Origin of the sequence: Chryseobacterium sp. SG20098 (assembly GCF_031844745.1) — a bacterium.
GTDB lineage: Bacteria > Bacteroidota > Bacteroidia > Flavobacteriales > Weeksellaceae > Chryseobacterium > Chryseobacterium cucumeris.
Genome location: NZ_CP134622.1, coordinates 1,938,275 through 1,965,248 on the forward strand (window position 1 = coordinate 1,938,275; position 26,974 = coordinate 1,965,248).

Consider the following 26,974-nt stretch of genomic DNA (forward strand, 5'->3'; position numbering starts at 1 on the left):
AAATGAAAAAATTAATCACAGCTATCAATATAGAATGGCTAAAAATAAAAGGTTTAGGGCTAATTTATACGGCTATTATCTTAGGAGCTTTAATACCTTTCATCAATTTTATTCCGTCTTTGTTAAGTCCGGATCCCATTCCTAAAGAATCACTTAAATATTCCATTTTTGAAGAATCCATAAGTGGAAGCCCTTTGAAATATTTTACATTTTTCATTCTGCTTTTATTTCTGATCATTGCAGCAAACAGAATTGCTCAAACGGATCATAAAAATAACGGATGGCAACTGATGGAGACACAGCCTGTCAATAAATTTCAGCTTTATATTTCGAAATATATTATTTTACTATCCCTGAGCTTCATTTGTATTTTCTCCTATTTTACTTTTAATATAATTTTATCACTCGCAGAATATTATATTCATCCAAATCCTGCAAAGTTATTAACCTTTGATGTATTATGGACGCTTAAGACCTGGATAAGAATTTTCGCTGCTATCCTGGGAATTGCGGCATTACAGTTATGCTTCTCTGTAGTTTTCCAGGGGTTTATATGGTCATTTCTTATTGGTATATTAGGATTGGGCTCTAATATATATTCAATAGTGGAAAAAAAGAGTTTTTTCTTTAATCCATACAGTTCGTTATATACATTCTGGAATGCTCCTGAAATAAGGGATCTGAATTATTTTATTTCTCACTCAGAGTATATAAGCTTTTTCTGGATGGCTGTTTTCCTGGTTATCGGATATTTCTGGTACAGTAAAAAAGGGTTTAAAAATGCTTTTCTTAAAAATAAAAAACAAATTGTCATTTCAACGGTTCTGTTAATTGCAGGAACAGGTCTACTCTATTTTATACAAAAACCAAAACCTTATACAAGCGTTGGATCAGAAACTTCTATTTCAGGAACACTGGAAACGGATCTTAAAATTGATTCTGTGAAAATTGTTTCAAAGGAATTTCATAAAAAAATTGGAGCGGTTGCTGTTAAAAATAATACTTTCAACTGGTCTACCTCTCAAAATCTTCCTTTAGATGAGTACATTCTTGAAATTGGCAATAAAAAACTTGAGGTTGTGATGGGAAATGGTGACTGGTTTGATTTTGACATTAAATTAAATAACACCAAAATAACATTTAACTTAAAATCTAACAGAAAATCTGATCAGGTTTATAATAAAACTGAGAGTTCTTTCGGAATAGACTTTTGGCTCGCACTGGAAAATCAGAATTTAAATAATAACCCTGAAAAATTTTATGAATTAGCCCTATCTGACTGGGATGACAATAAAAAAAAATTAGATCATTATGCAAATGCAGAAAACAATGGTCTTTCAGAAGATTATAAGGCATATAGAAAACAGCTGATGGCAGTTCAGTACCTTAATGAAATCAATAATTACAGAAGAATGACCTCATGGTCTGATCCTAAATTTGCTCCTCCAAAACTATTTCTGAATGAACTCAATGAAAATATTTTGAAACCCACTCCGCTTTTAAGTAAAAATGATGATTATCTGCAATATAAACTGGATCAGATGCTTACAGATGATGATCAACGTTCTAATACGGACAGTATTTTATTTGCTAAAATCAATTTGCTTCCTCAAGGAAAAACTAAAGATCAGCTATTATCAAAACATCTATTAAAAAGTATTGAAATACAAACAGACAGTGCATTCAGAAACAAGCTTTTTGCAGCTGAGATTAGCAAAGTAAACGGTACTGATTATAAAAAAATGCTCTATTCAAAGCTTGAACAGATCAATATTTCACAGAAAGGATCACCTTTCCCAGAGCTGAAACTTCTGCAGGATAATGGAAGTTCTCAAAATCTTTCAAAATACAAAGGAAAATATATTGTAATAGATTTTTGGGCAAGTTGGTGTGGTCCATGCAAGCAAATTCGTCCTGTATTTGAAACAAGAAGTTATCAATATAGAAATGATAAAAATATCCAGTTTATTTCAATCAGCTTAGATCAGGAAAAAACAAAATGGCTGAATTATCTCAAGACAAAACCATCCAATATTCCACAATACTGGCTTGAAAATGCAGAGCAGTTTATGAATAAGTACAAAATACAATCTATTCCAAGATTTATCATTATAGATCCTGAAGGTAAAATTTTTAACTTTAATAGTCCATTTCCTGATGAAGATAATTTTGTAGAAGCCTTAGATAAGCTGAAGAAGTATTAACTTTGCACAAAATTAGAAACAAAAGAAAGTTATGAGAAAGACTCAGATTACGATAGATGTAGAGCTTGATGAAAATCACGTACCGGAAAATATTACATGGAACGCTCAGGATGGAGGTATTGACAAACAAGATACAAAAGCAACCATGATTTCTGTATGGGATGATAAGACAAGAGAAGCGTTAAGAATTGATCTTTGGACCAAAGAAATGCCTGTAGACCAGATGAAGATGTTTATCCACCAGATTTTAATATCTTTAGGAAGTACATACCAGAGAGCGACAGGTGAAGAGGATGTAGCGCAGTGGATGGAAGAAATTGCAGAAGAATTTGCGGTAAAATCTGCTATTAAGTAAAAAAATACCATTGCAATAAGCTGAAGGCAGTAAGCGGTAAGCTTTTTGTACTCAGCTAGAGCAACTTTTAATAAAAAACAATGAACATTAAACTCATATGCTTAATGTTCCAGCTTAAAGCAAAAAATTATGAATTTTAATACAAAAGTAATTCACGGAGGGCAGCACCACGAGTCTGCAACAGGTTCTGTAAATGTACCTGTATTTTTAACCTCTACATTTGCACAGAAAAGCCCGGGAGTACATTCCGGATATGAATATTCAAGAGCCGCTAACCCTACAAGACAGGCATTAGAGGATTCTTTGGCAAGTATTGAAAACGGAGCGAGAGGTTTAGCTTTCGGTTCTGGTCTTGCTGCTATCGACTGTGTTTTAAAATTATTAAACCCAGGTGATGAAGTAATTGCTGTAGATGATCTTTACGGAGGTACTTACAGAATGTTTACAAGACTTTTCGAAAAATATCAACTGAAGTTTACTTTCGTGAATTTTGATGATGCTTCTAAAATTGCTGATGTTATTACGGATAAAACAAAACTGATCTGGGTAGAAACTCCAACTAACCCATTGATGAAGTTAGTTGATATCAAAGCTGTTGTAGACATTGCTAAAGGGAAAGATATTCTAGTGGCGGTAGACAATACTTTTGCAACACCTTATATCCAGAGACCCATTGATTTGGGAGCTGATATTGTAATGCACTCTGCTACAAAATATTTAGGAGGACACTCTGATGTGATTGCCGGAGCGCTTATTGCTAAAGATGCTGAGTTAGGAGATAAGCTTCACTTCATTCAGTTTGCGAGTGGTGGTATTTTAGGACCACACGATTCTTACCTGGTATTGAGAGGAATCAAAACATTGGCATTAAGAATGCAGAGACACTCTGATAACGGTCTTGCAGTAGCAAAATATTTGGAAACTCATCCGGCGGTAGATAAAGTAATTTATCCAGGATTGGAATCTCACCCTCAATATGCACTGGCAAAATCTCAGATGAAGGAATCGGGAGGAATGGTTTCATTCACCTTTAAATCCGGAAAGAAAGAAGATGCTATCAAATTCTTAGAAAAAGTAAGAGTTTTCACGCTCGCAGAATCTTTAGGAGGAGTAGAATCTTTGGCTAACCACCCTGCTTTGATGACACACGCTTCAATTCCTGCAGAAAAACGTGCTGAATTGGGAATCACTGACGATCTTGTTCGTTTAAGTGTAGGTATTGAGGATGCAGAAGATCTTATTGCAGATCTTGAGAAAGCTTTTTCTTAACATACAATACATTAAATGAGAAGGGTTTTGATAATCCTTCTCATTTATTATAACACCAACTGATATTATGAAAAACTCAAGGAAAGCAACTATTTCCGACTTACCACAACTCGCAGAATTATTTGATCAGTACAGGATATTTTATCACAAAGAATCAGATATTCCTGCTGCCACAACCTTTCTTCAGGACAGACTTGAAAACAAAGATTCCGAAATTTTTGTTACGGAAGAAAATGGTAACCTGACAGGTTTTGTACAGCTATATCCTATATTTTCATCTACAAGAATGCAGCGTTACTGGCTGCTGAACGACCTGTACGTAAATGAAAGCCACAGAGGAAAAGGATACTCTAAAAAACTGATTGAAGAATCTAAGGAACACTGCCGTTCCTCAAAAGCATGCGGCATTCTTTTAGAAACAGGAAAAAGTAATGATATTGGAAACCAATTGTATCCAGCTTGCGGTTTTGAGCTTTATGACTCTGTAAATTTCTACGAGTGGACTAATCATGAGTAATGAGCAATGAGCAATTGATACATTACACTCACCATCCCCAATCTCAAAACCCCGAATCCCGAAAACCCGTAACCCAAACAAAAAATAATATGACCGACTTTCAAAAATACATCCAAAGATATTTAGATCAGATTCCATCAGGAAACTGGATCAATGAACTGCAGATATCAGCAGACAAAACCATCGGAATTTATTCCAACCTTACCGAAGAACAATCTAATTTTGCTTATGCAGAAGGAAAATGGACTTTGAAAGGTCTTCTACTCCATTTATCTGATACAGAAAGAGTCTTCCAATACAGAATATTAGCTTTTGCGAGAGGAGAAAAAAACAATCTTCCCGGATTTGATGAAAATGAATATGCAGAAAATTCTTTTGCAGGTGAAAGAACCCTTGAATCTCTTTTGGAAGAATACAAACTGGTGAGAAAATCTTCACAGATTTTATTAGAAACTCTTCAGCCTTCTGCTCTACAAAACACAGGAACAGCCAATGGCCATGAAATTTCTGTAGAAACTATCGGAAAACTGATTATAGGCCACAATTATCACCACCTGAATATTATTGAGGAAAGATATTTACCGAAATTGGGATGGATGTAAGAAAACGAATTCCCCTTGCCAGCCTGTTAATTTTCATAATTTCTTTTTGTTTTACAGCTTTTAAAGTTGAAGATATGGGAGAGATTAAAGATTATAAATCATTTGAAACTTTTCTTATAGGTCCGATTAGCTTTTTAGGCGGGGGCCTATTTGAATTTCTGGTATGGACAGCTAATATTTGGTTCTTTATTGCAGTGGTATTCTGTTATAAAAAATATTTTTTAATTTCTATGATATTGGCTGCAATAGCTTTTTTAATTGCAGGAACATTTTTTTTCTGGAAGGAAATTCTGGCTGCAGAAAATGGAAGAATGGGAAGAATATACAGCTTGGAAACAGGTTATTTTTTATGGATAGCTTCTATTGCATTTTTAATAGCTGGCTCATTATATTTATCCATAAAATCTAAATTTATCAATCATAAATTCTCATCCTGATGTTCAATGAGATCTCTAAAAAATTTAAAAATTACTGAAAGTATTCAAACTGAAAAATTAGTTTTTGAAGAAAGTTCATACGATAAGTTTGATACGATCTCGATCTATTTTGGATTTTCTGCATTGGCAGGAGCTTCTCTGCTGTTATTAAAAGAAGTAGATTTTTCTTTTAATAACAGCTTCGAGTGTGCAATTCTTATAAGTTTATTCATCTGTAGCGTATATGTGCTGTATTGTAAATACACCGAAAAACATTTGAAAGAAATTAAGTTTGAAATTCCTAAAGAAGAAGCTAAAAGCAGAATCATTGAGTATGGAAAAAACATCATCATAGAATTTCAAAGATTTCCGGGAATCTGATTTTCCTTAATGAACCGACAGATCTCTACAGTTTGGGTAAAGATTATGAAAAGACAACCATTGTATTTTTTAAAAACAATGCGATTCTTTATACTTTAATTAAAGAAGGTTCAAGATCAAATTTCCCTGTCTTGATTTCACAACATCTTACCAAAAAAGATTTCAAAAAAATACTACATCCTGATTATATTGAGCCTATTAAGTGTACAACTTATTTTAATTCATTTTTTCATGGATTATAATCTTTGCATCTTGTCATAATAATCAAGTTGACAAACCACATTTACATCCCATTTTTTTGCCTGAAATTCTTATATTTTCTACCTTTATCCATTCTTTTGAATTCACTACAATTATGGAACATATTATCGAAATATTAAAATCCGGCGGAACAATTCTTTACCCTACTGATACTATCTGGGGAATTGGTTGTGATGCCACTAATATAGAAGCGGTCAATAAGATTTTTGACATTAAAAAGCGCGAAAAAAACAAATCCATGATCATCCTTGTAGAGTCTGAAAAAAGACTTCAGGACCTTGTGGACGTTCCTGAGATGGCATGGGAAATTATTGATCTTAGTGAGAAACCGGTAACCATTGTTTATGAAAACCCAAGAGGCTTACCTAAAGAACTTCTTGCCGAGGATGGAAGTATCGGAATTCGTCTTGTAAAAAATGATTTCTGTAAAAAACTGATAACAAAGCTGAACAGACCTCTGGTATCTACCTCTGCCAATTTCAGTGGCGAAAAAAGTCCATTGAAATTCTCTGATATTTCTGAGGAGATGATCAGCCTTGTAGATTATGCAGTGGAAGAAGACAGAGAAAAAGTTTCAAAATACTCAGGTTCTTCGGTGATCAAAATATGGAATGACAACAGAATAAAAGTTCTTAGAGAATAAGAATTCTGAACTTTTATGTTTACTTTTTAGAGTCTTGTCAGTTCATATCGGCAGGATTTCTTTTTTTTAATTCTATCTTTGCAAACTCAACTCATAAACTATTTGCTATGAATCATCACGAATTTGCTCAAATGTGGATCAATGCGTGGAATTCTCATGATCTGGAGGATATACTTTCTCATTATTCGGATGATATTGAGATCACCACTCCTATGATCGCTCTGGCTACTGAAGGTAAAGAAAGTTCTTTAAAGGGAAAAGAATCTGTCCGTGAATACTGGAAAAAGGCATTGGATAAGTTTCCGGACCTTCATTTTGATCTGAAACATTCCACAGCAGGAGTAGATTCTGTAGCATTATTTTATAAGTCGATTATGGATAAACATGCTGTTGAAGTTATGTTTTTTAATGAAGAGGGAAAAATTAGTAGAATGTATGCTCATTATGACTAATGGGTAACATACGTAGAAATTGTCACTATTATCAACGATGAAAATTAATCTTAATCAAAATAAGAATTTAAAACTATTTAAAATCATTTCTGAAGCAGCAGAAAGGAATAACCAGTCCATATACATTGTGGGCGGTTATGTACGAGATCTGCTGATGAACAGAAAAGCTTCTACAGATATAGATTTTGTAACGGAACAAAGCGGTATCGAGCTTGCTCAGAATGTAGCTCAGGATATAGATCCTAAATTAAAGGTTTCTGTATTCAAAACGTATGGAACCGCGATGATCAAGTACAAAGAACTTGAACTTGAATTTGTGGGAGCAAGAAAGGAAAGCTATACAGAAAACAGCCGAAAGCCGGAAGTGGAGGGCGGAAGCTTGGAAGATGACCAGAAAAGAAGAGATTTTACCATCAATGCGATGGCTATTTCTTTAAATAAAGAAAATTTCGGAGAACTGATTGATCCGTTCAATGGAATCGAAGATCTTGAAAAAGGAATTTTAAGAACACCGTTAGAACCTGCTCAAACTTATTCTGATGACCCATTAAGAATGATGAGGGCAGTACGTTTTGCTTCAACTTTAAATTTTAAAATTGAGGAAAACTCTTTGAAAGCGATCCAGCAGGAAGCAGAAAGAATCAAGATCGTTTCTATGGAAAGAATCATGGTAGAGTTCAACAAAATAATGTTGTCTGAAAAACCGTCTATCGGATTAAGACTAATGGAACAAACCGGTCTTATGAAGCTGATTATTCCAGAGCTGATCGAACTGAAAGGAGTGGAAGAAGTGGAAGGACAAACTCACAAAGATAATTTTTATCATACGCTGGAAGTAGTGGATAATATTTCGGTGAATACCGATAATCTTTGGCTTCGCTGGTCTGCCCTTCTTCATGACATTGGAAAAGCTCCAACAAAAAAGTTTGTAGAAGGAACAGGATGGACATTTCACGGACATGAATTTTTGGGCTCAAAAATGGTAAAAACACTTTTTCAAAGATTAAAACTGCCTTTGGGAAGTGACATGAAATATGTTCAGAAGATGGTGAAACTTTCGTCAAGACCTATCGCACTGATCACGGATGATGCTTCAGATTCTGCATTGAGAAGACTTTTATTTGATGCCGGAGAAAATCTTGAAGATCTTTTCACGCTTTGCAAGGCAGACATTACCACTAAAAACTCTAAAAAGCAGGAGAAATTCAAAAGAAACTTTGAATATGTAGCCGTAAAGATCAAAGAAGTAGAGGAAAAAGATCAGGTAAGAAACTTTCAACCTCCTATTACCGGTGAAGAGATTATGGAAATGTTTCACCTTAAGCCAGGCCGTGAAATCGGAATTCTAAAAGAGAAGGTAAAAGAGGCTATTCTTGAGGGTGAAATTCCTAATGAAAAAGAAGAAGCAACAAAATTTGTGATTGCTGAGGCTGAAAAACTCGGGTTAACCCTATAATTCAACTGATATAAAATATAAAACCTGCGGGATGTTCCATCCCGCAGGTTTTTTTGTTTCCCTAGGGAAACAAAGCCGGCCGGTTTCTTCGAAACCGGCCGGAAAAAAACACAAATGATGAAAAAATAAAAAATTATTTCTTTATTTGTTATCACACATTATGGATTCAGGTATGTTCCACTAGCACCGATACCTCCTGTTTTAAAAGAACTGATCTGAGCACCTGTAACTGCTGAATATACTACCATTTCACTATCCTGTGTGAACTGCTTAACGTCTGATGCAAAAATCCTTCCATCAATAACATTAAATCCATACAGTGTAAAGTAAGGACCGCCATCTGCAGCTGTTAATAATGGAGTTGCAGGAATTGCAGGTATAGCCAAACTCGTTGTATATACTTTATTGGCAGAGCTGAAGTAGATTTTATCGTTATCAATCTGAAGGTTCGTAGCATTAGGAATTCCTGTCAACGTAATTACCGGTGTAAGCGCTCCGGTACTTGAAATTTTATAGATATAAGAATCTGTAGCTGTTGAAGAAATTGTATAAACATTAGATTTGTATGATACTGTATTTCCAATCTGACCATTTGGAACGGTAATTTCAGTTTTAGCATCGTTAGAAGTATTGATATAAGTAATCTTATTTCCGTACCCTGATGAAGCATTCTGTACAAAAACATTTCCTCCTGCCTCTACTGTTTTATCAGAAACTTCAGTCATATTGATTTTACTTACAAATGAATAGTCAGAAGCTTTATATTTCGTTATACTTTGAGTATGTGCAGTAAAGTTGGTATTAGCAACATAGATGAAGTTGTTAGCAAAAGTAATTCCTCTTGGGTTATCAAGCTGATCCGTAATTACTCCTAACTTTTTGAATGTATAACGGTCTACTACTACAATTTTATTAGAGTTATTCAAAACAAGATAAGCTTTGTTTTCGTTAAGACCAATCGTCTGAAGAACATCACCAAGAATCTCTTTGTTGTTGTTATAACCATATACATCGTCTTGCTTCAGGCTTAAATTTCTTGTCACAAATGTTACCTTAGCTCCCTGACTGTTATAGTTTCCTTCATTAGAGATAAAATATCCGTTCTGATAAGTGATTGGAGAAACTTCAATCTCGTCAGAACTACTTGAACATGAAGAAATGTTAAACAATAACACTACTGCAAATAATACAGTTAAAAGTTTAGTTATTTTCATATTTACTCAATTTTAATTTTTAAAAATTTATTGCTGCATACACACTATAATTTCTTTTGGGTAAAGGATAGAAAGAAACCGTTTTGTAGTATGTATTGGTTAGATTATTCACTTTGAACCCTAAGGTATATTTTTTGGCTAAAGTTGCAGAGATTCCCATATTTAAAAGAAAATAAGGATCTATGGCATCTGACCTTTTTTCGTCACTTGTAGTATACGTAACGCCATTCAGCTGCCCCTGTGCGAAAAGTTTAAAGAAACCATATTCGTAATCTATATTGGCATTTCCTCTGTGCATAGGAACGTAAGGTCTCTGCATTTTCGTTTCTTTATCAATAGACTTTGCATAATAGTATCCTGCATTGGCCCGGATTTTATGATTACCCCATTGTTTGCTAAAGGACAGCTGGGATTCTAATCCATAGGATTCAACTTTATTGACATTGAATGCCTGCCAGTATCCTTTAGCCGTTGGAAGCCATGCAATAAGATCTGTGATGTTCATATAGTATGGAGACAAAGTAAGTCTGAAATCTCCTGCTTTAAACACATTCGTCATATCGAGCTGGGTAGAGGTTTCCGGTCTCAGGTCTTTATTTCCTCCCGGTTCATAATAAATATCATTAAAGGATGGAAATCTGAAGTTTTTTGATACATTAAGGCTTACATCATACCATTTTGCTGCACTCCATTTTCCGGAGAACGAATACATCAACGGTGACTTCACATCTTCCACAAAATCTTTCTTGAATCCACCCTCAAAACGCAGATCTTTTGTTGCAAAATATCTTAACAATCCTGAAACAGAACCAATATTTCTGCTGACGCTGGATATTCCGTTTTGATATCCTTCTCCTTTATTAACCTGAAACTCTCCTATGATATTAAAATTCCACTTTGAATTCAGGAAATAATTAAAGTCATTTTTAAAGATATAATTTTTCCCGGTTCCACTACTTGATTTAGGCTGATTTAACGAACCAAAAAATTGAAAATTCTCTTCCGTATAAGCTGCTTTAAGGGAATTACTGAACTTTGTTTTGTTCCAGTCCCAGGAAAGAAGGCTTCTTACACTTTGAGTTTTATATTTCGTTTTTGTTCCCGTTTCTTCATATACAGGAAAGCGTTGTGAAGAATCAAAAAACTGGCTCTGCCACGAAATTTTATGATCGTTTGTGATTTTATAGGATGCTCCTACATTGAACGTTGTATTGTAATAACTTCCGTTTCTGTTGATATAGTTCAGGTCACTTACCTTATAATCATTTTCACTTACAGAATAATTTCCAGAAGCCTTAAAACTGAACTTATCATTGCTGTAAGAACCTTTTATAAAGTTATTATAGGTATTAAAAGAAGCCACTTCAGAAAATAAAGAACCATGGAAGCCTTTATTAAAATCCAGGGTATTATTCAGGTGAATACTTCCCCCGATGGCACCACTCCCATATACTACACTTCCACCACCAGCTTTTATACCAATCTGATCATAGCCGAACAAAGCAATATTATTAATATCTCCCTGTCCCAGAAAATTAGAATTGATATTAATTCCATTCCACACAAAAGCAGTCTGCTGAGCGGTAGTTCCCCTGAAAGAAGGTGAAGAAACGGCACCACGGCCATTTTCTTTGATAAAAACCTGTGACTGAAATCTCAGAAGTTCAGAAAGATTACTGGAGTTTTTCTCAGCATCTTCTGCCGAAATTATTTTTACGGGATGAAAAAGTTTCACCCTAATCATCTGATTATCGAAGACATAAACAGTATCGATGGCTTTCTCTTGTGCAAAAAGAAAACAGCCATAAGATGAAAAAAGCAGTACTAAAGATCTTTTTATATCCATACTTTTTTACTTTTCCTCCGAAAGCAATATGTTTTTTAATTATAATTCCGGCAGGTCTCCTGACTTTCGCATTCTGCACCTTCCCGTTATTAAACAGTGGTTTTTTGCAGAAACTTGAGTTGCGATTTACAGTTGCGGGGACAGTCCGGGAGTTACACCCGATTCCCTTTTCATTCCAAAATACTGGAAACCAAAATTTTTGCAAAGATAGTTTTTTATATGTATTCACCAAAAACCAGACTTTTCTATACACAACATGCTATCCTTTTGCTATATACACAAAAAAGAACGGCCGCTTTCAATATTGAAAACAGCCATTCATCCCACTACTTTACTATTTATATATGTTATTTTTTAATGAATTTATAAGTCTCTTGTTTTCCTCCCTTCATAGAGTATTGCAAAATATAATCTCCTTTTGACAGGGATGAAACATCAATCTGCCCTTCTACCGAATCAAATGATTTTACCTTTTGTCCCACCATATTATAAATTTCGGCTTTCTCTATTTTTCCTGTTCCTTTAAAATATAGAATATCAGTCACAGGATTAGGATAGACACCCATATTATTTTTCTCTTTCACTGCATCATGCACCGATAAAAATTGAGAAGTATCCAGATAAAAAGCGATCATCTGCCCTGAAGCATTCGTCCCTGATCCGGCAATTTTCTTTCCGTCCTGTGAAATGGCCAAAGGAAGCCCCATGGTTACTCCATTCGTTGCAATTCCCAAAGAGGCTGCATAATCATTCAGATTGATCCTTCCGGTAGCAGAAGTCCAGATAAAACCTTCCCCTGACATAGGAGGTGCTCCAAATGCTCTATAATATCCAATTACTTTTTTCCCATCAGCAGAAATCCCGGTGGCACCTCCTTTGAAGCTGAAAGAAGCATTAGGATGCGTTATATAAGTAAGTCCGCTCACAGCATTCCAGACATAGGGATTAGGATTTGCTGAGCCTATGATTGTATTTCCATCTGCAGAAATTCCTCCTGCTTCCCCTACATTATTTCCATTATTATCAGTAATAAAAGTTTCTACTCCATCCTGCCATTTAGCCCCACTTCTTGTTCCGGTTGGCTCATCCTGCCAACCTACAATTACTGTTCCTGCCGCATTGATTGCGTTTGCTCTGGAGCTGCGTCCTGCAACGATACTTCCCAGATCTACCATTCCGTTTGCTTCATCCCATTTCACAGCATGTGCGTTTGCAGCAGTAAGAAAACCTAAACCTACAATCGTGCTTCCATTGGTAGTCATCCCCCAGGTTGAACTTACACTACCGTCCCATCCTGTAGGAACAAGCCCGCCTCTGTTTACCCAGGTCGAAGTAGCTACATCATAGGTTGATATCTCATTAAATCCCGTTGCTGCATTTGTTATAGAGGACGAAATTTTGGTTCCGTCATTCGAAACAACAGTTCTACCCGCTGCCGGATAACCGTTTGATATAGAACCTATCTGTACAAGTCCTCCTGCTGCATTCCATTTATATATTCCTCCTGCGCTTGTATGCATGCTTACCACTCCATTGTCAGAGACTGCCCCTACATTATAATTTCCCAAACCTATTACAGTAAGCTGAGCTTCTGCAAAACCAAATTTCAGAAAAAGACAAGCTGTCAACATTTTCATTGATACTTTGTAAAAATTTTTCATATTTTATTATATTTAGCGTTTCGAATTGGCGAAAACAATATTAATACAATATTCACCTTGCCAAAAGAAATTGGCTTTCATAATTCGTGAATTTTAAAAGAACTTATTTTTTACAAGACTGATAACCAAGCAGATACAAAACAATATTTTGAATATGGATTTTACCAGAATTATTCAAAAAAACACAAAAAGCAAATTAACGAGACAAAAATTATTTCAAACTTTACTGTTTATTTTTATTTTCTGCTCCCTTACCACCAAAGGGCAGTCCGGTCCGGACTTCAATATGTTAGCAGATAAAGCATTTCTGAAATTATATCAGAATCCTGACGAATGCATAAGTTATACCCAGGGAATTCTTGTGAGTGATCAAAACGCGGAACACAAAATTGTACTTCAAAATATTATTTCACAAGCTTTTGCCATGAAGGGGGAATATGTACAATCTGTCAATATTTTCGCTCAAAAAGAAGAGCCTGATCAGAAAAACGATCTTTCTTATTGTATGCAGGTCTTCAGTGATTATAACCTTGCCGATCAGTATCAGAATCTGGGTTTGTACAATCAATCGAAAAGAATTATTTCTCATCTCTTGTCTGATCAGAAGCTTCTTAAAAGCAATAGTCCGGCATTAAGAATTACCACTTCAAAATTATATCAGCTTCAGGCATTGAACTCGGGAATCAACAGAAACTATCCTGAAGCCTTAAAAATTCTAGATCAGAGTAATCAATACCTTGGCGATTATAATGAAGAGAATAGAATTTTAACAATTGAAAACAGAATTTTCAGATCTTCCTATCTGCTGAAACTAAATAAACTACCTGAATATAAAACCCTTATAGACAGTATTATTACAGATCTTGAACATCAGAAAAACCAACCTTTTCTTTTAGCTCTGGCCTATGAAAACCTGTCCCAATATTATTTTCTGAGACAAGATTATGCAACAGCTATTGAAAAACTGGAAGCAGGTCTTCAATTGATTGAAAATCTTCCTTTTAATAATTTAAAAATTAAAATCTACGAATCACTTTCCCGTAATTACTACGCACTACATAATGATGCAAAATACCATCAGTACAATAAACTTTACAATGATGTAAAAACAAAAACAGATTCCAGCTCAAAAGAAGGAATACGATACCTTGTGAAGCTTGTGGAAACCAATCAAAATAAAAATATTGAATTTCAGAAACATCTGCTTCTAAGATCTTTCTGGTTTCTAATCCTGATTTTATCTTTGATCATTCTGGTTTTGCTTACTTATTTTTTACTCATAAAAAGTAAAAATAAAGACTTAAAAAAACAGTTTGATTTCTTTGAAAAACAGATCAGTCGAAAATCTCAACCCATCATTTTACACAAAACAACTCCAGCGACAAAAGATCCTGGCACAACAAAAATATCCAGGGAAAAAGAAGATGAAATTCTCCAAAAGCTGGAAGAATTTGAAAAATCCGACCGGTTTCTGAATAAAAACATGTCTCTGTCTCTGCTTTCCTCTCAAATGGAAATCAATACAAAATACCTTTCAGAAATTATTAATAATAAGGAAAAAAACTTCAACGGATATATTAACAAGCTTAGAATCAATCATATTGTACAGTTATTAAGAACTGATTCTACTTTTCTTAATTATAAAGTAAGTTATCTGGCAGAATATTCAGGATTCTCATCACACAGTGCATTCACTACTGTTTTCAAATCCGTTACCGGAATGTCTCCCAATGCCTATATTCAGGAAATCAGTAAAACAAAAGTCTTATGAAATTAATTTTTAAAATAATAGTGTTGCTGGTTGCCTTTTGTAATGGTATGAAGGCACAAAAGACACCTGATAGTATCTTACTAAGAAAGGCCAAACTTGAAATTTACGACAACCCCGATAATACCATCAAAATCGGAGAACAATTATTAAAAAAATCTCATGATATCAAAACTTCCATTAATCTTTATATGCTGCTTTCAACAGCCAATATTGCTAAAAGAAATTTTGAAGAGTCTTTACAATATATTTTAAAAGCAAAAGAACTGTCTCAGAAAACCAATGATGCCAGAAGCCAGGCAGGTGTTCTCATTTCAGTGGCGATCCAATATCAGCAAATGGAACTTTTCAACAAATGCTTAGAAACACTGAATGAGGCAGAACAGTATATTGCAAAAATTCCTGAAAAAAATCCGGAGAAATATATTGAAACGGCTGCAAGCTACGCAATAAGAGGAATGGTATATAAAAGTCAGTCTAATTCAGAAATTGCTCTGGAAAAATTCCTGATTTCTATACGAAATTATGAAAAGGTTCCCATAAAGAAAACCACTTACTCCAATATGAGTGTGGTATACTACAATATTGGGTACTGTTATCTGAACCTTAATGAGATTGACAAAGCACAAGAGTCATTTTTACAGTCTGTCAGCTATGCCCGGAAGAATTATGGTAAAAGTCTGGAAGCATTCGCTTTGAAAGGAATTGCTGAAATACACAAACAAAGACATGAAAATCAAACAGCGATAAACCTTTTACTAAAAGCTGAGGATCTTTCTAAAAATACCGGAGATATTATCCTGAACGAAGGACTTTATAAAGAATTGGCTGAGAATTATCTTGCTATGGGACAACAGAATCTCTATCAGCAGTTTAACAAAAAACACATGGAAATGAGATTTAAAAGAAAGCAGAATGAGCTGAAATCTATTAATCAGGTGATCGACAACCACAACATGGAAACAGCTTTGAAAAGTGAGAAACTGAAATCTCATTATCGTTATATTAAAATGGCTTCAGTTCTTCTGGGATGCATTTTGATCGTTCTGCTTCTATATTCTATTATAAAAATCAGAAAACAGAATAAGAAGTTTCATAAAGAGATACAGCAAATCATAAGAACATCGTAAGCTATGAAAGCAAAAAACATCCCAAATTGGGATGTTTTTTTATGATATGAAATTTTCAATTTATTTACCAATAACTTCGGTAATCGGATTTCCTACATTTCCACTTGGAAACTGGATTTTCAATAAGGAAGATACCGTAGGAGCAATATCTGTCATGTGATATTCTTTGTTGCTTTCTCCCTGCTTCACTCCCCAACCCATAAAGATTAATGGAATGTGAGAATCGTAAGAATTCCATACACTGTGTGTAGTTCCTGTTTTAGAATATGGTGGAAGCATAGAATCATGAGAAATTAACTGGATATCCCCACTTCTCTGTCTGTTGATCCCGTTAATAATTCTTTGTTTAATTGGCTCCGGAATGCTTGACTCCTGAACTTTGTCCACAGAAACAGCATATAAAACAGTAGGATCTTTCTCAATTTCTTTTACAGCAAAGTTTCTAACATCATCCAATTCAAGCTTGTTGTCTGCCAATACTTTTCTGTCGAAATAAACCTGATAGTTATCAATGGCGTTGACCAGTTTATCGGCTCCGAATTTTTCTTTCAGTTTCTGGTTCAGATTCTTTTCCGCATCTTCTCCAAAGAAACCTGTCGGGATTTTATGTTCTTTAAGGAATCCTACAGAATGTGCTCCACCATGGTCAGCAGAAAGGAAAACGGTGTACTCTCCTTTTCCTACCTTTGAATCAAGATATTTGAAGAATTCTGCCAAATCCTGATCTAGTCTGATATAAACATCTTCTACTTCAATAGAATTCGGTCCGAATTTATGTCCTGCATAATCTGTAGATGCGAGGTTGATGGCTAAAAAGTCTGTGATATTATCTCCACCTAGTTTTTCACCTTCTACAGAAGCTTCAGCCAATTTTAAAGTCAGAGTATTTCCGAAAGGTGTATAACGGATATTGTCTTTTTTAGTCTGGTAGTCTTTTGCTAGATTACTGTAAGGGAAAGTAGGTGTTTTTGCACTTCCCAACAAACCTTCCCAAGGAGAATTGTCCGGTGCGCTTTCTGTATATTCGTTGATTGGAAGTAAAGTATTCCAGCCATTCGCTACTAATTTCTCAGGAAGATTCTGAGAGTTGAATGATTTTACCCACTGTGGAAGATCATTCATATACCATGTACTGGTAATGAAATTTCCTGTGCTGTCATCAAACCAGAAAGCTCCGTTTGGAGTATGGCCTGCAGGAAGAATGGAAGCACGGTCTTTCAAAGAGACACCGACCACTTTTCCCTGGAAATTTGTTGCCAGTCTCAATTCGTCAGTTACTGTGGTAGACCAAAGGTTTTTCGGAGAGTGGCTTCCTGTTTTTGTATTGGTAGTTCCTACCGGCTGAACGCTCTCATCCGCGGTACAATAAACTCCCTTACCTGTTTCCTTATCCGTCCAGTCGTTTCCGGCAATACCATGAATAGCCGGTACAGATCCTGTATAGATACATGTATGCCCCAAAGCCGTAATGGTAGGAACATAAGGAATATGTACATTATTCAAAGAATATCCTGTATTCAAAAGTCTTTTAAAACCATCATTCCCATACTTACCGTAGAAACGGTACAAATAGTCCCAACGCATCTGGTCTACTACCAGACCAACAACTAATTTGGGTCTTTCCAGTTGAGTATTTCTGTTCTTCTGTGCATTGATTGTAACTACGGACAATAAAGTAGCTGCCGCAATTGAAATGTTCCTAAGCATCCAAGTAAATTTTTATTGACAACAAATTTAAGGGTTTTGAAAGTTTTGGAGTGTGAAATTTTATTTAAATTTGATTATTGTACAATTATCAATAATCTTCTATGATTTTAGGTGTATACTGGTATTTCAAATTTCCAGATCAATTATATGACTTTCAATTTTTCAATTTTTATCCTGGATATGGAGGACATGCCGATAATCCTGCTGAACTGGCAGCAAGAATCCAGGTTAAAAATACAGATGATTTTATTCCTAAACTGGAAGCACTAAAATCAGATTTCAAGAAAACATATTTACACCTGAATATCGATGGAAATCAAATCACCATCAATATTGGAGACCATATGCTTTTTGATTTTCATTTTCAGTTTGCTAAAGAGGTTGAAGAATTATTGATCCGTGAAAATGCAGTATTATTGGATGCAAGTCTTCCTTTTACCATTCAATCCAGCAAAAACTATCCTCCGGAAAGAGAGGAATTCAAAAATATAGAGCACCGTTTCATTCAGATGGTGGGTTCTGACTTCAAAAAAAGTAATGCAGAACATTATGCTGCCAGAATTGATTGTAATCTGCCTTTGCAGCATAAAAAAGAATTGATTGATGACTTGACCCGGATTTCCAGAGAAGAAAACCTTCATGTATTTTATTATAATGATTTTGATTTTAAAGATCATTGTAACCTGATGCTCTTTTTCACCAATGGCAGACAGAAAAAAGAAACCATTCAAAAGGTTGACATCAATTCATTTGGACGTAAAGTGCGGCAGCTTAGCCAGAAATACCCTCTTCATTTCGGTCATTTTGGAAGTTTTAAAGAGTATCCTTTACATGGGCCTCATATAAAACTGATGATAGATGAAGAATATATTATCAACAAGAAATAAAAACATTTAAATTCAATCATATGATCAAATTCAAGTATGTCATTCTGTATGTAGAAGATGTAGAAATGTCTATGAGCTTTTATAAAAACACCTTTGGCTTTGAAATAAAATTCATCACTCCCGAAAAAGATTATGGTGAGCTCCTGACCGGAGAAACAAGTCTCTCATTCGCTTCTGTGAGCCTGGCTCAGTCCAATATTAAAAAAGGATTTATAACGGCAAAAACTGAAGACCAACCTTTCGGAATGGAACTTGGGTTTACGACAGATAATGTAGAGGCTTTGGTAGAAAAAGCAATACAAAACGGCGCTGTTCTTTATGAAGATATTGCTTTAAAACCATGGGGACAAAAAACAGCTTATATTAAAGATCCCAACAATTACCTGATAGAAATCTGTACTGAAATTCACTAAAATAAAAATATGGAAGGGTGGAAATAAAAAAATTACAAAAACTAACCTCTAATCAAAGTCTGGATTGGGGACATAACGGGTATACAACGGATGTAAGATATGTGGTTTCCTCTATTGAGTTTGGAGGTTCTTTTGAGTTTATTTTAAAAGAGAAGTCTTTGCCTTACCACAAAATATGGGAAACGACTTCTGAAGATCTTGAAGAATTGAATACCATCATTGAACAGGGAAATTCTTTCGGTGCTTTTGTTAATGAAGAATTGGCAGGCTGGATTATCTGTGAACAAAGAACATGGAACAATAGTTTTTATATTGAAAATATCCTGGTCAACGAAAAATACAGACGACAGGGAATCGGAATTAAATTGATTAAAAGTGCCATTAAAGAAGCCAGAAAATTGAACTCCAGAGTGATTGAACTGGAAACACAGAATACCAATTATCCTGCAATACAATTTTATAGAAGAATGGGATTCAATATTACCGGACTGAATACAAGATTGTATGAAAATCCAGAGGAAATTGCACTTTTCATGACTTTAGATATAGAGTAATTTTACCACATTCATTAAAACACTTGCTGGTGTGTTAATTTTTTTTACATTAGTAATCAACAAATTAAAAATGATTACTATGAAAAATTTAAAAAAATTAAAGAGAAATCAGCTTGTGTTGATTAGTGGTGGAGACACTCCTTATGCATTGTGTGATATGGATGGCAATTGTCCGCCAACTATAGGTTCATACTATTGCAGTGGTGGTACATGCTACAGAGTTTCTGAGGGCGGCGGCGGTGACCCTGGCTGTACTGAACCTATGCGCCTGTGCCAGGAATGGGAAACAGGATGCGGATGTGTTTATATGTAAAAAATATTTGTTAGATAAAATTTTGTTGAGGGCGGTTTTTACCGCTCTTTTTTGTAATCAGCCCTGACATTCGTTAATTTGCATCTTGTAATAGTACATCAAAGAATATCATTATGAAAACATTGATCTGGAAAGGAATCTATTATCAGTCACTTGAATATTTCAATCTATTATCCAATGATAAAAATTACACTGTTGAATCAAAAATCATCGGTTGTCACGAAGATAAAATATACAATGTAGAGTATAAAATCCATACTGATAAAAACTGGATCGTTCAGAATTTTCTGATCGAATCCGAGGTCAATACAATTAAAAGAACTTCTTCGGGTAAAAGAAATCAGGGCAAATGGGAAATTAATGGTGTTGTAAATCCTGAATTTGATCATTTCAAGTTCATAGACATTTCTCTTACTCCTTCCACCAACACTCTACCAATCAATAATTTAAAACTTTCAGAGAGCGGTTCTCAAAAGATTAATGTTATATATATTGACGTGTTAAAACATAATATCAAACCTGTTCAACAACATTATACCCGGACAGCTGTTAATAAATACCTGTATGAAAATATCGAAACCGATTTTAAAGCTGAAATTTCGGTGGATGAAGGTGGATTAGTCACCAACTACCCTGAATTGTTTGAAAGATTGCAGACTCTGAAAGATATAAATAATTGAAATATCGAGAGAGGCTGATAACGGCAATGATCTTTACTCCATCATTTCATTAATTTCATTAATTTCGCAGAAACCTAATTACCATAATGGATACTAAAAAAAATGTGCTGGAAAAAATGTCCAGTCAGGAACTTGAAAAATACATTAACCCTAATAGTAAATTTGTTCCACAGGCAGTACAATATGCCTATGAAATATTGCAGTCAAGAGGAAGAAAATTTACTGATGAGGAATCAGCACTCATTGCTTCCAGAACGGCGGATCTTGGCAAAAAACAGGAAATAACAATACACCCCAACCACACTAAAGCTTCTAATATTATGTATTTGTGTGGGGCATTAGGCATTGCAGGATTTATCTGGACTTATGATCCTTTCAATTCCGGATTATCTATTTTTGTCGGGATAGCGACTTTAGCTTTTATTTTTGGAATGGGCTACCTGATAGGCAAAGGGAATGAAGTGGCAAAATACGTTCTCATAGTGACTTTTATATTAGGTCTTTTTGGATTTTCTTCTATTCTGAAAAATCTGTTCGTCAATCCTGTACTGGGAATCATTAGTATAGTACAGACCATTCTTCAAATCTGGGTCATTATCCTTCTGGTAAGAATTCCTAAGAACAGCGTATCATAATTTTCATTATGGAAAACCCTTCTCAAAATATAATTTTCTGACATATAACCAATACCTAAGGTAAGTTGACAGCAACAGTAGTCTGACGCTGACGCGAGCGTAGGAATTTTAAGGTTGTTAAACGCCTTACGTAAACTAGAAGCGATAACAAGATTTATTTTTGTAATCAGGGGTTTCGGCGCGGCCTCCGGCCGCGCCGAAACCTTTCCACCATTCAAATGTTCATAAAAACAACCCCGGCTGTTTCAAAGAAACAGCCGGGGTTTATTATTTTAATTCGTGCTTAAAGCAGGTACTTATTAAAATTTCAAATCTCCATTCACTTCTCTTACTGCATTAGCAGCTTCAGCGAATTTCAATTGCTCTTCAGCAGTCAAAGTTACGTTTACAATTGATTCTACTCCGTTTGCTCCGATAATAGCAGGAACACCAAGACAGATATCGTTTTGTCCGTATTCTCCTTCAAGCATTAAAGAACAAGGGATCATTTTCTTCTGGTCACATGCAATCGCCTGAACCATTACAGAAACTGCTGCACCTGGAGCATACCAAGCTGAAGTTCCTAATAATTTCGTAAGCGTAGCTCCTCCTACTTTAGTTTCTTCGATGACATATTTCTGTTGTTCATCACTTAAGAATTCAGTTACAGGAACACCGTTTCTTGTCGCTTTGCTCAATAATGGAAGCATACCTGTATCACTGTGAGCAGCGATTACCATTCCGTCAACATCAGAAATTGGAGCTTCTAATGCTTCAGCTAATCTGTATTTGAATCTTGCAGAGTCTAAAGCACCACCCATTCCGATGATTTTGTGCTTAGGAAGACCTGAAGTTTTGTGAACAAGGTAAGCCATAGTATCCATTGGGTTAGAAACCACGATGATGATTACTTCCGGAGAATGTTTTACTAAGTTTTCAGTAACTTCTTTCACGATACCAGCATTGATACCGATCAATTCTTCTCTTGTCATTCCAGGTTTTCTTGGAATCCCTGAAGTGATTACTGCTACATGAGAACCTGCAGTTTTGCTATAATCTCCTGTTGTACCCGTAATTTTCGTATCAAATCCGTTAAGAGATGCGGTCTGCATCAAATCCATTGCCTTCCCTTCAGCAAACCCTTCTTTAATGTCTACCAAAACTACTTCTGAACAGAAGTTCTTCATTGCGATGTATTCTGCACAGCTTGCTCCTACAGCGCCTGCACCTACTACAGTTACTTTCATATTGTTACTTTTTAAAAATTATTTTTTGTTAGTTAAGTTTAAATTTGAAACTCCCCAAATTTAACAATTCCTGAAAAATTGAGCAATTTTTCAGGAATTTAATTAGAATTAAAATAAATTAGTTAACGTTCAGTAAAAACATATATAGTTTTTTCGCCCCGGAAAGCACTTCACTATAGTTTTCTTCCGCGATTTCTGTATCCAGAACTTCCTTGAAGTTTTTCCACATTGGCCCCGTATTTTCCTGATAGCATCCGAAAAAGTTGAAAGTTACCTCATCAAAACCCTCTGTTTGGGAAAGTTGCTTTGCAATTACATTTCCACCAAGCGTAGAACCTTCAATCACATACATCGCTCCAAGTGCTTCATGTTCGTTATTGAACTCTAGGGGATGAGAAACTTCCTGATTTCTCAGAGAAAGACTTTGCAGGTCTTTTTCAATAAGCGAAAGCTTCTTTCTCGCATCAAGCTGAAGGCTTTCTGCATACTTATCAGAAAGGCTTCTGAATATTTTATCTTCGCTGTGAAGAAGCATCAGGTAATTGGTATGAATGATTTTTTTATAGTCTTCTAAAGTGAAGGTTTTGTTGAAAATCTTCTCAGAATTAAAAAGTTTTTCTGCTGCATCGTGATACTCTGCTGTATTCTGTTTTAGATATTCTGATACCATAAGTACGTTTTAAAAGTTTCTCAAATATAAGGCTTTTTGAACGTTAAAATAAAGGAAGTCCCTTCACTATTGCTTTCAAAATCTACATCTCCTCCCAATCTTTTCATGATGCGGTGTACTATAGACAGTCCTACTCCGTTTCCTTTAAACTTTTTGGCATTATCCATCCGGTTGAAGATTTTAAACATTTTATGCTTCTCCTCCACAGGGATACCGATACCGTTGTCTGAGATTCTGTAAATAATGGTCTGCCCGTCCTCTGCCCCTTCAATTTCCACTTTCGGAAGCTCTTTATGGGAAGAATATTTTACAGCATTGTTGATGATATTCAGAAATACCTGATGAAGCATGGTTTTATCAGCCAGTACATCAGGACATTCTTTAATGATAATTTCACTGTTCGGGCTGCCATAGGTCATCTTGGCATTTTCGGAAATTTTCTCAATTGTATGAGCTGTTTTCAGGCTTTCAAGCTGTATTTCGCTGTGTTTGGCTCGGCTGAGCTGCAACACATCATGCATCATTTCCGCCATATTGTCGATTTCCTCAATAATTGAATTGATCTTGGTTTTACTTTTTTCAGCATCAGCAGAAAGATTTCCCAACAGCATCTGTGCATTTAGTTTCATTACGGTCAGAGGAGTACCAAGGTCATGTGAGATGGTGTAAGAAAAACTGTCAAGTTCTTCATTTACTTTTTTAAGCTCATCATTAAGCCTTTTGATGGCGTTGTAATTTTTATGGGAAGTTTCTAAAATCAAATCCCTTACGGCCTGTACAGCACTTACATTTCTGGAATTCCATCTTTTAGAATACCCTTTGATATTTTCTGTGAAAATCCGGAATGAAGTTCTTGGTGATATCATATGTTTTTCCTCTCCATTCTGAGAAAACACTTCTATTTTTTTCTCCGGATTTCCAGCCCAGTTGATATGTTCATCAAACTCTTTTCTGAACCAGATCAGCATTTCATTCTTATCTCTTTCAATAAAATAGATGGCAATTCCTGCCGCATTATCCGTCAATTCAAGTTCTTTACCGTGATCTTTAAGAAAGCTTCTGCTCACGTAGATACGCTCATCAGTATTCCCAAGAGCCCATTCTGCAATTCTTCCTAATGTTTCAACATCAGGTGTGCTGCCGTCTGTAATTATATTTTCATCCGAAATAATAGCAAGTCCGTCTGCTTCAGGTAAATTTCTGATCTCTTTTTTACATTCAATAAGAGAATCAAAGAGATGATTATGTTTCAAAAATTCCGTTTTCAGCTGAGATATTTTCTCATTCAGCTCCAAACGGTAATTCAGTTCGCTTTTTGATTTAAAAGATGAATAAGCATTGGCAGCAAGTGTTGTAAAAATTCCGGCCTGCACCCTGTCTTCAAGATCAATATGTTTGGGTTCCACATTCTGGCAGGTAACCAATCCCCAAAGATGGTCATCGATAATAATGGAAACACTGAAGCTTGAAGCTGCTCCCGAATTTTTAAGATACTGCCCGTGGACCGGTGACATCCCTCTTGATGCTGAAAAAGTGAGATCAATGCTCTCTGCGCTTTTGCTTAAAATAGGAACGGTATCCGCATACACATTGCTGAAGATTCTTTTTCTTTTTTTAAGATAAAGATCTCTTGCCTGTTTTGGAATATCAGACTCCGGGTAATGAAGCCCAAGGAAACTTTCCATGTTTTCATTCTTCTTTTCGGCAATTACTTTTCCGGAACCGTCCATCATGAATTTATAGACCATCATCCGATCATAGTTGATCACCTTCGAAAGCGTTTCAAGAAGATGATTCCAGAGTTCCTTTTCATTATCAATGATGTAAAAGTTATCATATTTATTGGAGATCCGTTTATTGGGATTAATGATTACTTCTTCAAACTCCAGAAAGATATAAAGTTCACTTCTGAAAACAGAAAAATGATACTCTTTATCATTGATAAAAATTTTATCGAAATAGGTTTCATTTTTACGTCTGGTAAACTTGTCCAGTGACATATAGATTTCTGAATCAATAATGCTCTGAAAACTTTCAGGAAAGTCAGTAATTTTTCTTCCGAACAGCTCTTTTGAACTTCCGAATTTAAATAAATCCGCAATATTCCTACTAAAAAAAGTAATGGTATGGGATTCTGCATCAATGCCAATCAAATAACCAAAACTCTGAATAGAACCCGGAATATGGATAGGTTCTTCATGGCACTCTATAAAATTCATATATCTTTTCAGTCTATATATCAAATATACTGTTTTTTTCAAACAGCTTTCTTCTTTGTGGTATCTAAATTTAAAGTCTGCTCCACCAAGTATTTATGAGAAATTTACAGCAAAAAAAGAATCAAAAACACATTCAAACATTCTTCATTTTTCCCCCTTTTTCATGTCAAATATCTAAAATATACGAAAAAAAATCCAATAATCAGGTTATGTACTCTTTAATCATGATTCATAACATGGATTACATATTATTAACCTTAATAATTGTTTTATTTAAACAAATTTTGCTAAATTTATATCACCAAATAATGAATATGATAAAAATCCATTGAATTATTCTCAATGAATTCTATATAAAATTTAAATTCAAATAATACTATTATGAAAAAGTTCCCATTAATTTTATTTTCTCTGATCCTCTCTATAGGATTATGGAATCCTTCAGAAGCCTGTACAAGGGTAGTTTACAAAGGCCCCCAGAATACTGTTATTACAGCTCGTTCTATGGACTGGCGTGACGAAATCCCCGCCAACTTATGGGTTCTCCCGAAAGGAATAGACCGCAACGGACTTGTAGGCCCAAAATCTGTAAAATGGACCGCCAAATACGGCAGCCTCATCAGCTCTTCATGGGATATTGCTTCAGCAGACGGAATGAATGAAAAGGGACTGGTAGCTAACCTGCTTTGGCTAGGAGAATCCCAATACCCAAAATTCGATGGAAAAGGAAGTAAAAAGGGAATTGCCATTTCATTATGGGCACAATATTATCTTGATAATTTTGCTACAGTAAAAGAGGCCGTAGAATTCTCCCGAAAAGAACCTTTCGTTATTGTAAGTGATTATATTCCTGGAACAGAAAGATTTACAACGGTTCACCTTTCCATTTCCGATGCTTCAGGAGACAATGCTGTTTTTGAATATATTGACGGAAAATTGGTTATTCATCATGATCCATCTTATACGGTAATGACCAACTCTCCGGTTTTTGAAGAACAGCTTGCTCTTAACAATTACTGGAAGGGCATCCCGGGAACGGTTATGCTTCCGGGAACAAACCGTGCTGCAGACCGCTTTGTAAGAGCTTCTTATTATATCAATGCGATTCCTCAGACTGCAGATACCCGCACAGCAGTAGCCAGTGTTTTCAGTGTGATCAGAAACTGTTCTGTTCCTTATGGAATCACTTCTGCAACAGAACCTAATATTTCGTCAACAAGATGGCGTTCTGTTTCGGATCAGAAAAACCTGGTGTATTATTTTGAAACGGTTTTCACTCCCAACACTTTTTGGGTAGATCTTAAAGATTTTGATCTAAGCCCTAAAGGAAAAGTGATGAAACTTGACCTCAGCAATAACCGCACTTATAACGGAAAATCCAATGCAGAATTTAAAGAGTCTGCACCGTTCACGTTCTTAGGATTAAAATAGATTTTAACCACAAAAAATACTCGTGCTTAGTAGATATTGAACTAAGTATGCCCCATTATGATTA

The 26,974-nt window shown here is 35.3% G+C and carries 26 protein-coding genes and 1 riboswitch; of the genes, 19 read left to right on the forward strand and 7 right to left on the reverse strand.

Annotated features, from left to right (window positions below; translation table 11 throughout):
- Positions 1 to 2 precede the first annotated feature (2 nt).
- The 10 genes from RHP76_RS08820 (at position 3) to RHP76_RS08865 (ending at position 8,556) form a co-directional block, all read left to right on the forward strand.
- A complete protein-coding gene (locus RHP76_RS08820; RefSeq protein WP_311229990.1) occupies positions 3 to 2,204 on the forward strand; it encodes a thioredoxin-like domain-containing protein in 2,202 nt (733 codons plus the stop codon).
- Between the two features lie 31 nt (positions 2,205 to 2,235).
- Positions 2,236 to 2,559 (forward strand): gliding motility protein GldC, encoded by a 324-nt coding sequence (gldC, locus tag RHP76_RS08825; RefSeq protein WP_034695059.1) that lies wholly within the window; start codon positions 2,236 to 2,238, stop codon positions 2,557 to 2,559.
- Positions 2,560 to 2,688: 129 nt separating this feature from the next.
- Entirely contained in the window at positions 2,689 to 3,828 is a 1,140-nt protein-coding gene (locus tag RHP76_RS08830; protein WP_062674213.1) for a cystathionine gamma-synthase, read from the forward strand.
- A 67-nt stretch (positions 3,829 to 3,895) separates the two neighbouring features.
- The gene (locus RHP76_RS08835; RefSeq protein WP_311229991.1) at positions 3,896 to 4,345 is read left to right on the forward strand and encodes a GNAT family N-acetyltransferase; all 450 of its coding nucleotides are present in this window, start codon (positions 3,896 to 3,898) and stop codon (positions 4,343 to 4,345) included.
- Between the two features lie 89 nt (positions 4,346 to 4,434).
- Entirely contained in the window at positions 4,435 to 4,947 is a 513-nt protein-coding gene (locus tag RHP76_RS08840; protein WP_311229992.1) for a DinB family protein, read from the forward strand.
- Positions 4,938 to 5,384, forward strand: a complete 447-nt coding sequence (locus RHP76_RS08845; protein WP_227943103.1) for a hypothetical protein — start codon at positions 4,938 to 4,940, stop codon at positions 5,382 to 5,384. The genes RHP76_RS08840 and RHP76_RS08845 overlap by 10 nt, the downstream gene beginning before the upstream one ends.
- 6 nt (positions 5,385 to 5,390) lie before the next feature.
- On the forward strand, positions 5,391 to 5,744 hold the full coding sequence (locus tag RHP76_RS08850; RefSeq protein ID WP_311229993.1) for a hypothetical protein: 354 nt from the start codon (positions 5,391 to 5,393) through the stop codon (positions 5,742 to 5,744).
- Between the two features lie 355 nt (positions 5,745 to 6,099).
- Positions 6,100 to 6,648 (forward strand): L-threonylcarbamoyladenylate synthase, encoded by a 549-nt coding sequence (locus RHP76_RS08855; protein ID WP_047378653.1) that lies wholly within the window; start codon positions 6,100 to 6,102, stop codon positions 6,646 to 6,648.
- 107 nt (positions 6,649 to 6,755) lie between these two features.
- On the forward strand, positions 6,756 to 7,100 hold the full coding sequence (locus tag RHP76_RS08860; protein ID WP_277695369.1) for a nuclear transport factor 2 family protein: 345 nt from the start codon (positions 6,756 to 6,758) through the stop codon (positions 7,098 to 7,100).
- 37 nt (positions 7,101 to 7,137) lie between these two features.
- Positions 7,138 to 8,556 carry a CCA tRNA nucleotidyltransferase gene (locus RHP76_RS08865; protein ID WP_120231997.1) on the forward strand — a complete coding sequence of 473 codons (1,419 nt, stop codon included), beginning with the start codon at positions 7,138 to 7,140 and terminating at the stop codon, positions 8,554 to 8,556.
- Between the two features lie 158 nt (positions 8,557 to 8,714).
- Here the strand turns inward: RHP76_RS08865 and RHP76_RS08870 are convergent, their stop codons facing one another.
- The 3 genes from RHP76_RS08870 to RHP76_RS08880 form a co-directional block, all read right to left on the reverse strand.
- Positions 8,715 to 9,770: a DUF5074 domain-containing protein gene (locus tag RHP76_RS08870; protein ID WP_062674200.1), complete on the reverse strand. Its 1,056-nt coding sequence runs from the start codon at positions 9,768 to 9,770 to the stop codon at positions 8,715 to 8,717.
- Between the two features lie 19 nt (positions 9,771 to 9,789).
- Positions 9,790 to 11,616 (reverse strand): TonB-dependent receptor plug domain-containing protein, encoded by a 1,827-nt coding sequence (locus RHP76_RS08875; protein ID WP_120231998.1) that lies wholly within the window; start codon positions 11,614 to 11,616, stop codon positions 9,790 to 9,792.
- Between the two features lie 31 nt (positions 11,617 to 11,647).
- Positions 11,648 to 11,826: riboswitch (cobalamin riboswitch) on the reverse strand.
- A gap of 137 nt (positions 11,827 to 11,963) precedes the next feature.
- The gene (locus RHP76_RS08880; protein ID WP_311229994.1) at positions 11,964 to 13,277 is read right to left on the reverse strand and encodes a T9SS type A sorting domain-containing protein; all 1,314 of its coding nucleotides are present in this window, start codon (positions 13,275 to 13,277) and stop codon (positions 11,964 to 11,966) included.
- 154 nt (positions 13,278 to 13,431) lie between these two features.
- On the opposite strand from RHP76_RS08880, the gene RHP76_RS08885 reads away from it, so the two are divergent.
- Entirely contained in the window at positions 13,432 to 15,048 is a 1,617-nt protein-coding gene (locus tag RHP76_RS08885) for a helix-turn-helix domain-containing protein (protein WP_120232000.1), read from the forward strand.
- The gene (locus tag RHP76_RS08890) at positions 15,045 to 16,175 is read left to right on the forward strand and encodes a tetratricopeptide repeat protein (protein ID WP_311229995.1); all 1,131 of its coding nucleotides are present in this window, start codon (positions 15,045 to 15,047) and stop codon (positions 16,173 to 16,175) included. The genes RHP76_RS08885 and RHP76_RS08890 overlap by 4 nt, the downstream gene beginning before the upstream one ends.
- 60 nt (positions 16,176 to 16,235) lie before the next feature.
- Here the strand turns inward: RHP76_RS08890 and pafA are convergent, their stop codons facing one another.
- Positions 16,236 to 17,882, reverse strand: coding sequence for an alkaline phosphatase PafA (pafA, locus tag RHP76_RS08895; protein ID WP_120232002.1), 1,647 nt, complete (start codon positions 17,880 to 17,882; stop codon positions 16,236 to 16,238).
- Positions 17,883 to 17,983: 101 nt separating this feature from the next.
- Here pafA and RHP76_RS08900 point away from each other — a divergent pair, with 101 nt between their 5' ends.
- The 6 genes from RHP76_RS08900 to RHP76_RS08925 all read left to right on the forward strand — a co-directional run bounded on the left by RHP76_RS08900 (position 17,984) and on the right by RHP76_RS08925 (position 21,364).
- Positions 17,984 to 18,769 carry a hypothetical protein gene (locus RHP76_RS08900; protein WP_311229996.1) on the forward strand — a complete coding sequence of 262 codons (786 nt, stop codon included), beginning with the start codon at positions 17,984 to 17,986 and terminating at the stop codon, positions 18,767 to 18,769.
- 20 nt (positions 18,770 to 18,789) lie between these two features.
- Positions 18,790 to 19,182, forward strand: coding sequence for a VOC family protein (locus RHP76_RS08905; protein WP_062674185.1), 393 nt, complete (start codon positions 18,790 to 18,792; stop codon positions 19,180 to 19,182).
- Positions 19,183 to 19,199: 17 nt separating this feature from the next.
- Positions 19,200 to 19,736, forward strand: a complete 537-nt coding sequence (locus RHP76_RS08910; protein WP_062674183.1) for a GNAT family N-acetyltransferase — start codon at positions 19,200 to 19,202, stop codon at positions 19,734 to 19,736.
- Between the two features lie 70 nt (positions 19,737 to 19,806).
- Complete coding sequence (locus tag RHP76_RS08915; protein WP_228432430.1) at positions 19,807 to 20,049, forward strand: hypothetical protein; 243 nt, start codon at positions 19,807 to 19,809, stop codon at positions 20,047 to 20,049.
- Between the two features lie 113 nt (positions 20,050 to 20,162).
- Positions 20,163 to 20,729 (forward strand): putative glycolipid-binding domain-containing protein, encoded by a 567-nt coding sequence (locus RHP76_RS08920; protein WP_311229997.1) that lies wholly within the window; start codon positions 20,163 to 20,165, stop codon positions 20,727 to 20,729.
- Positions 20,730 to 20,815: 86 nt separating this feature from the next.
- The gene (locus tag RHP76_RS08925) at positions 20,816 to 21,364 is read left to right on the forward strand and encodes a hypothetical protein (RefSeq protein ID WP_311229998.1); all 549 of its coding nucleotides are present in this window, start codon (positions 20,816 to 20,818) and stop codon (positions 21,362 to 21,364) included.
- A gap of 299 nt (positions 21,365 to 21,663) precedes the next feature.
- Here RHP76_RS08925 and RHP76_RS08930 read toward each other — a convergent pair whose 3' ends face one another.
- From RHP76_RS08930 to RHP76_RS08940, 3 genes are all read right to left on the reverse strand, one after another.
- Entirely contained in the window at positions 21,664 to 22,590 is a 927-nt protein-coding gene (locus tag RHP76_RS08930; RefSeq protein ID WP_034699354.1) for a malate dehydrogenase, read from the reverse strand.
- Between the two features lie 118 nt (positions 22,591 to 22,708).
- Entirely contained in the window at positions 22,709 to 23,260 is a 552-nt protein-coding gene (locus tag RHP76_RS08935) for a biliverdin-producing heme oxygenase (RefSeq protein WP_311229999.1), read from the reverse strand.
- Positions 23,261 to 23,280: 20 nt separating this feature from the next.
- Positions 23,281 to 25,479 carry an ATP-binding protein gene (locus RHP76_RS08940; protein WP_311230000.1) on the reverse strand — a complete coding sequence of 733 codons (2,199 nt, stop codon included), beginning with the start codon at positions 25,477 to 25,479 and terminating at the stop codon, positions 23,281 to 23,283.
- A gap of 381 nt (positions 25,480 to 25,860) precedes the next feature.
- Here RHP76_RS08940 and RHP76_RS08945 point away from each other — a divergent pair, with 381 nt between their 5' ends.
- Complete coding sequence (locus RHP76_RS08945; protein WP_062674173.1) at positions 25,861 to 26,910, forward strand: linear amide C-N hydrolase; 1,050 nt, start codon at positions 25,861 to 25,863, stop codon at positions 26,908 to 26,910.
- Positions 26,911 to 26,974 lie beyond the last annotated feature (64 nt).

What these genes read in the sequence shown, in the direction of transcription:
- RHP76_RS08845 (WP_227943103.1), top strand. Translation starts at nt 4,938, where the DNA reads ATGGATGTAAGAAAACGAATTCCCCTTGCCAGCCTGTTAATTTTCATA.
- RHP76_RS08925 (WP_311229998.1), top strand. Translation starts at nt 20,816, where the DNA reads ATGGATACTAAAAAAAATGTGCTGGAAAAAATGTCCAGTCAGGAACTT.
- RHP76_RS08885 (WP_120232000.1), top strand. Translation starts at nt 13,432, where the DNA reads ATGGATTTTACCAGAATTATTCAAAAAAACACAAAAAGCAAATTAACG.
- RHP76_RS08880 (WP_311229994.1), bottom strand. Translation starts at nt 13,277, where the DNA reads ATGAAAAATTTTTACAAAGTATCAATGAAAATGTTGACAGCTTGTCTT.
- RHP76_RS08820 (WP_311229990.1), top strand. Translation starts at nt 3, where the DNA reads ATGAAAAAATTAATCACAGCTATCAATATAGAATGGCTAAAAATAAAA.
- RHP76_RS08935 (WP_311229999.1), bottom strand. Translation starts at nt 23,260, where the DNA reads ATGGTATCAGAATATCTAAAACAGAATACAGCAGAGTATCACGATGCA.
- pafA (WP_120232002.1), bottom strand. Translation starts at nt 17,882, where the DNA reads ATGCTTAGGAACATTTCAATTGCGGCAGCTACTTTATTGTCCGTAGTT.
- RHP76_RS08875 (WP_120231998.1), bottom strand. Translation starts at nt 11,616, where the DNA reads ATGGATATAAAAAGATCTTTAGTACTGCTTTTTTCATCTTATGGCTGT.
- RHP76_RS08905 (WP_062674185.1), top strand. Translation starts at nt 18,790, where the DNA reads ATGATCAAATTCAAGTATGTCATTCTGTATGTAGAAGATGTAGAAATG.
- RHP76_RS08915 (WP_228432430.1), top strand. Translation starts at nt 19,807, where the DNA reads ATGATTACTATGAAAAATTTAAAAAAATTAAAGAGAAATCAGCTTGTG.
- RHP76_RS08890 (WP_311229995.1), top strand. Translation starts at nt 15,045, where the DNA reads ATGAAATTAATTTTTAAAATAATAGTGTTGCTGGTTGCCTTTTGTAAT.
- RHP76_RS08945 (WP_062674173.1), top strand. Translation starts at nt 25,861, where the DNA reads ATGAAAAAGTTCCCATTAATTTTATTTTCTCTGATCCTCTCTATAGGA.
- RHP76_RS08865 (WP_120231997.1), top strand. Translation starts at nt 7,138, where the DNA reads ATGAAAATTAATCTTAATCAAAATAAGAATTTAAAACTATTTAAAATC.
- RHP76_RS08920 (WP_311229997.1), top strand. Translation starts at nt 20,163, where the DNA reads ATGAAAACATTGATCTGGAAAGGAATCTATTATCAGTCACTTGAATAT.
- RHP76_RS08930 (WP_034699354.1), bottom strand. Translation starts at nt 22,590, where the DNA reads ATGAAAGTAACTGTAGTAGGTGCAGGCGCTGTAGGAGCAAGCTGTGCA.
- RHP76_RS08940 (WP_311230000.1), bottom strand. Translation starts at nt 25,479, where the DNA reads ATGAATTTTATAGAGTGCCATGAAGAACCTATCCATATTCCGGGTTCT.
- gldC (WP_034695059.1), top strand. Translation starts at nt 2,236, where the DNA reads ATGAGAAAGACTCAGATTACGATAGATGTAGAGCTTGATGAAAATCAC.
- RHP76_RS08900 (WP_311229996.1), top strand. Translation starts at nt 17,984, where the DNA reads ATGATTTTAGGTGTATACTGGTATTTCAAATTTCCAGATCAATTATAT.
- RHP76_RS08860 (WP_277695369.1), top strand. Translation starts at nt 6,756, where the DNA reads ATGAATCATCACGAATTTGCTCAAATGTGGATCAATGCGTGGAATTCT.
- RHP76_RS08840 (WP_311229992.1), top strand. Translation starts at nt 4,435, where the DNA reads ATGACCGACTTTCAAAAATACATCCAAAGATATTTAGATCAGATTCCA.
- RHP76_RS08870 (WP_062674200.1), bottom strand. Translation starts at nt 9,770, where the DNA reads ATGAAAATAACTAAACTTTTAACTGTATTATTTGCAGTAGTGTTATTG.
- RHP76_RS08835 (WP_311229991.1), top strand. Translation starts at nt 3,896, where the DNA reads ATGAAAAACTCAAGGAAAGCAACTATTTCCGACTTACCACAACTCGCA.
- RHP76_RS08855 (WP_047378653.1), top strand. Translation starts at nt 6,100, where the DNA reads ATGGAACATATTATCGAAATATTAAAATCCGGCGGAACAATTCTTTAC.
- RHP76_RS08850 (WP_311229993.1), top strand. Translation starts at nt 5,391, where the DNA reads ATGAGATCTCTAAAAAATTTAAAAATTACTGAAAGTATTCAAACTGAA.
- RHP76_RS08830 (WP_062674213.1), top strand. Translation starts at nt 2,689, where the DNA reads ATGAATTTTAATACAAAAGTAATTCACGGAGGGCAGCACCACGAGTCT.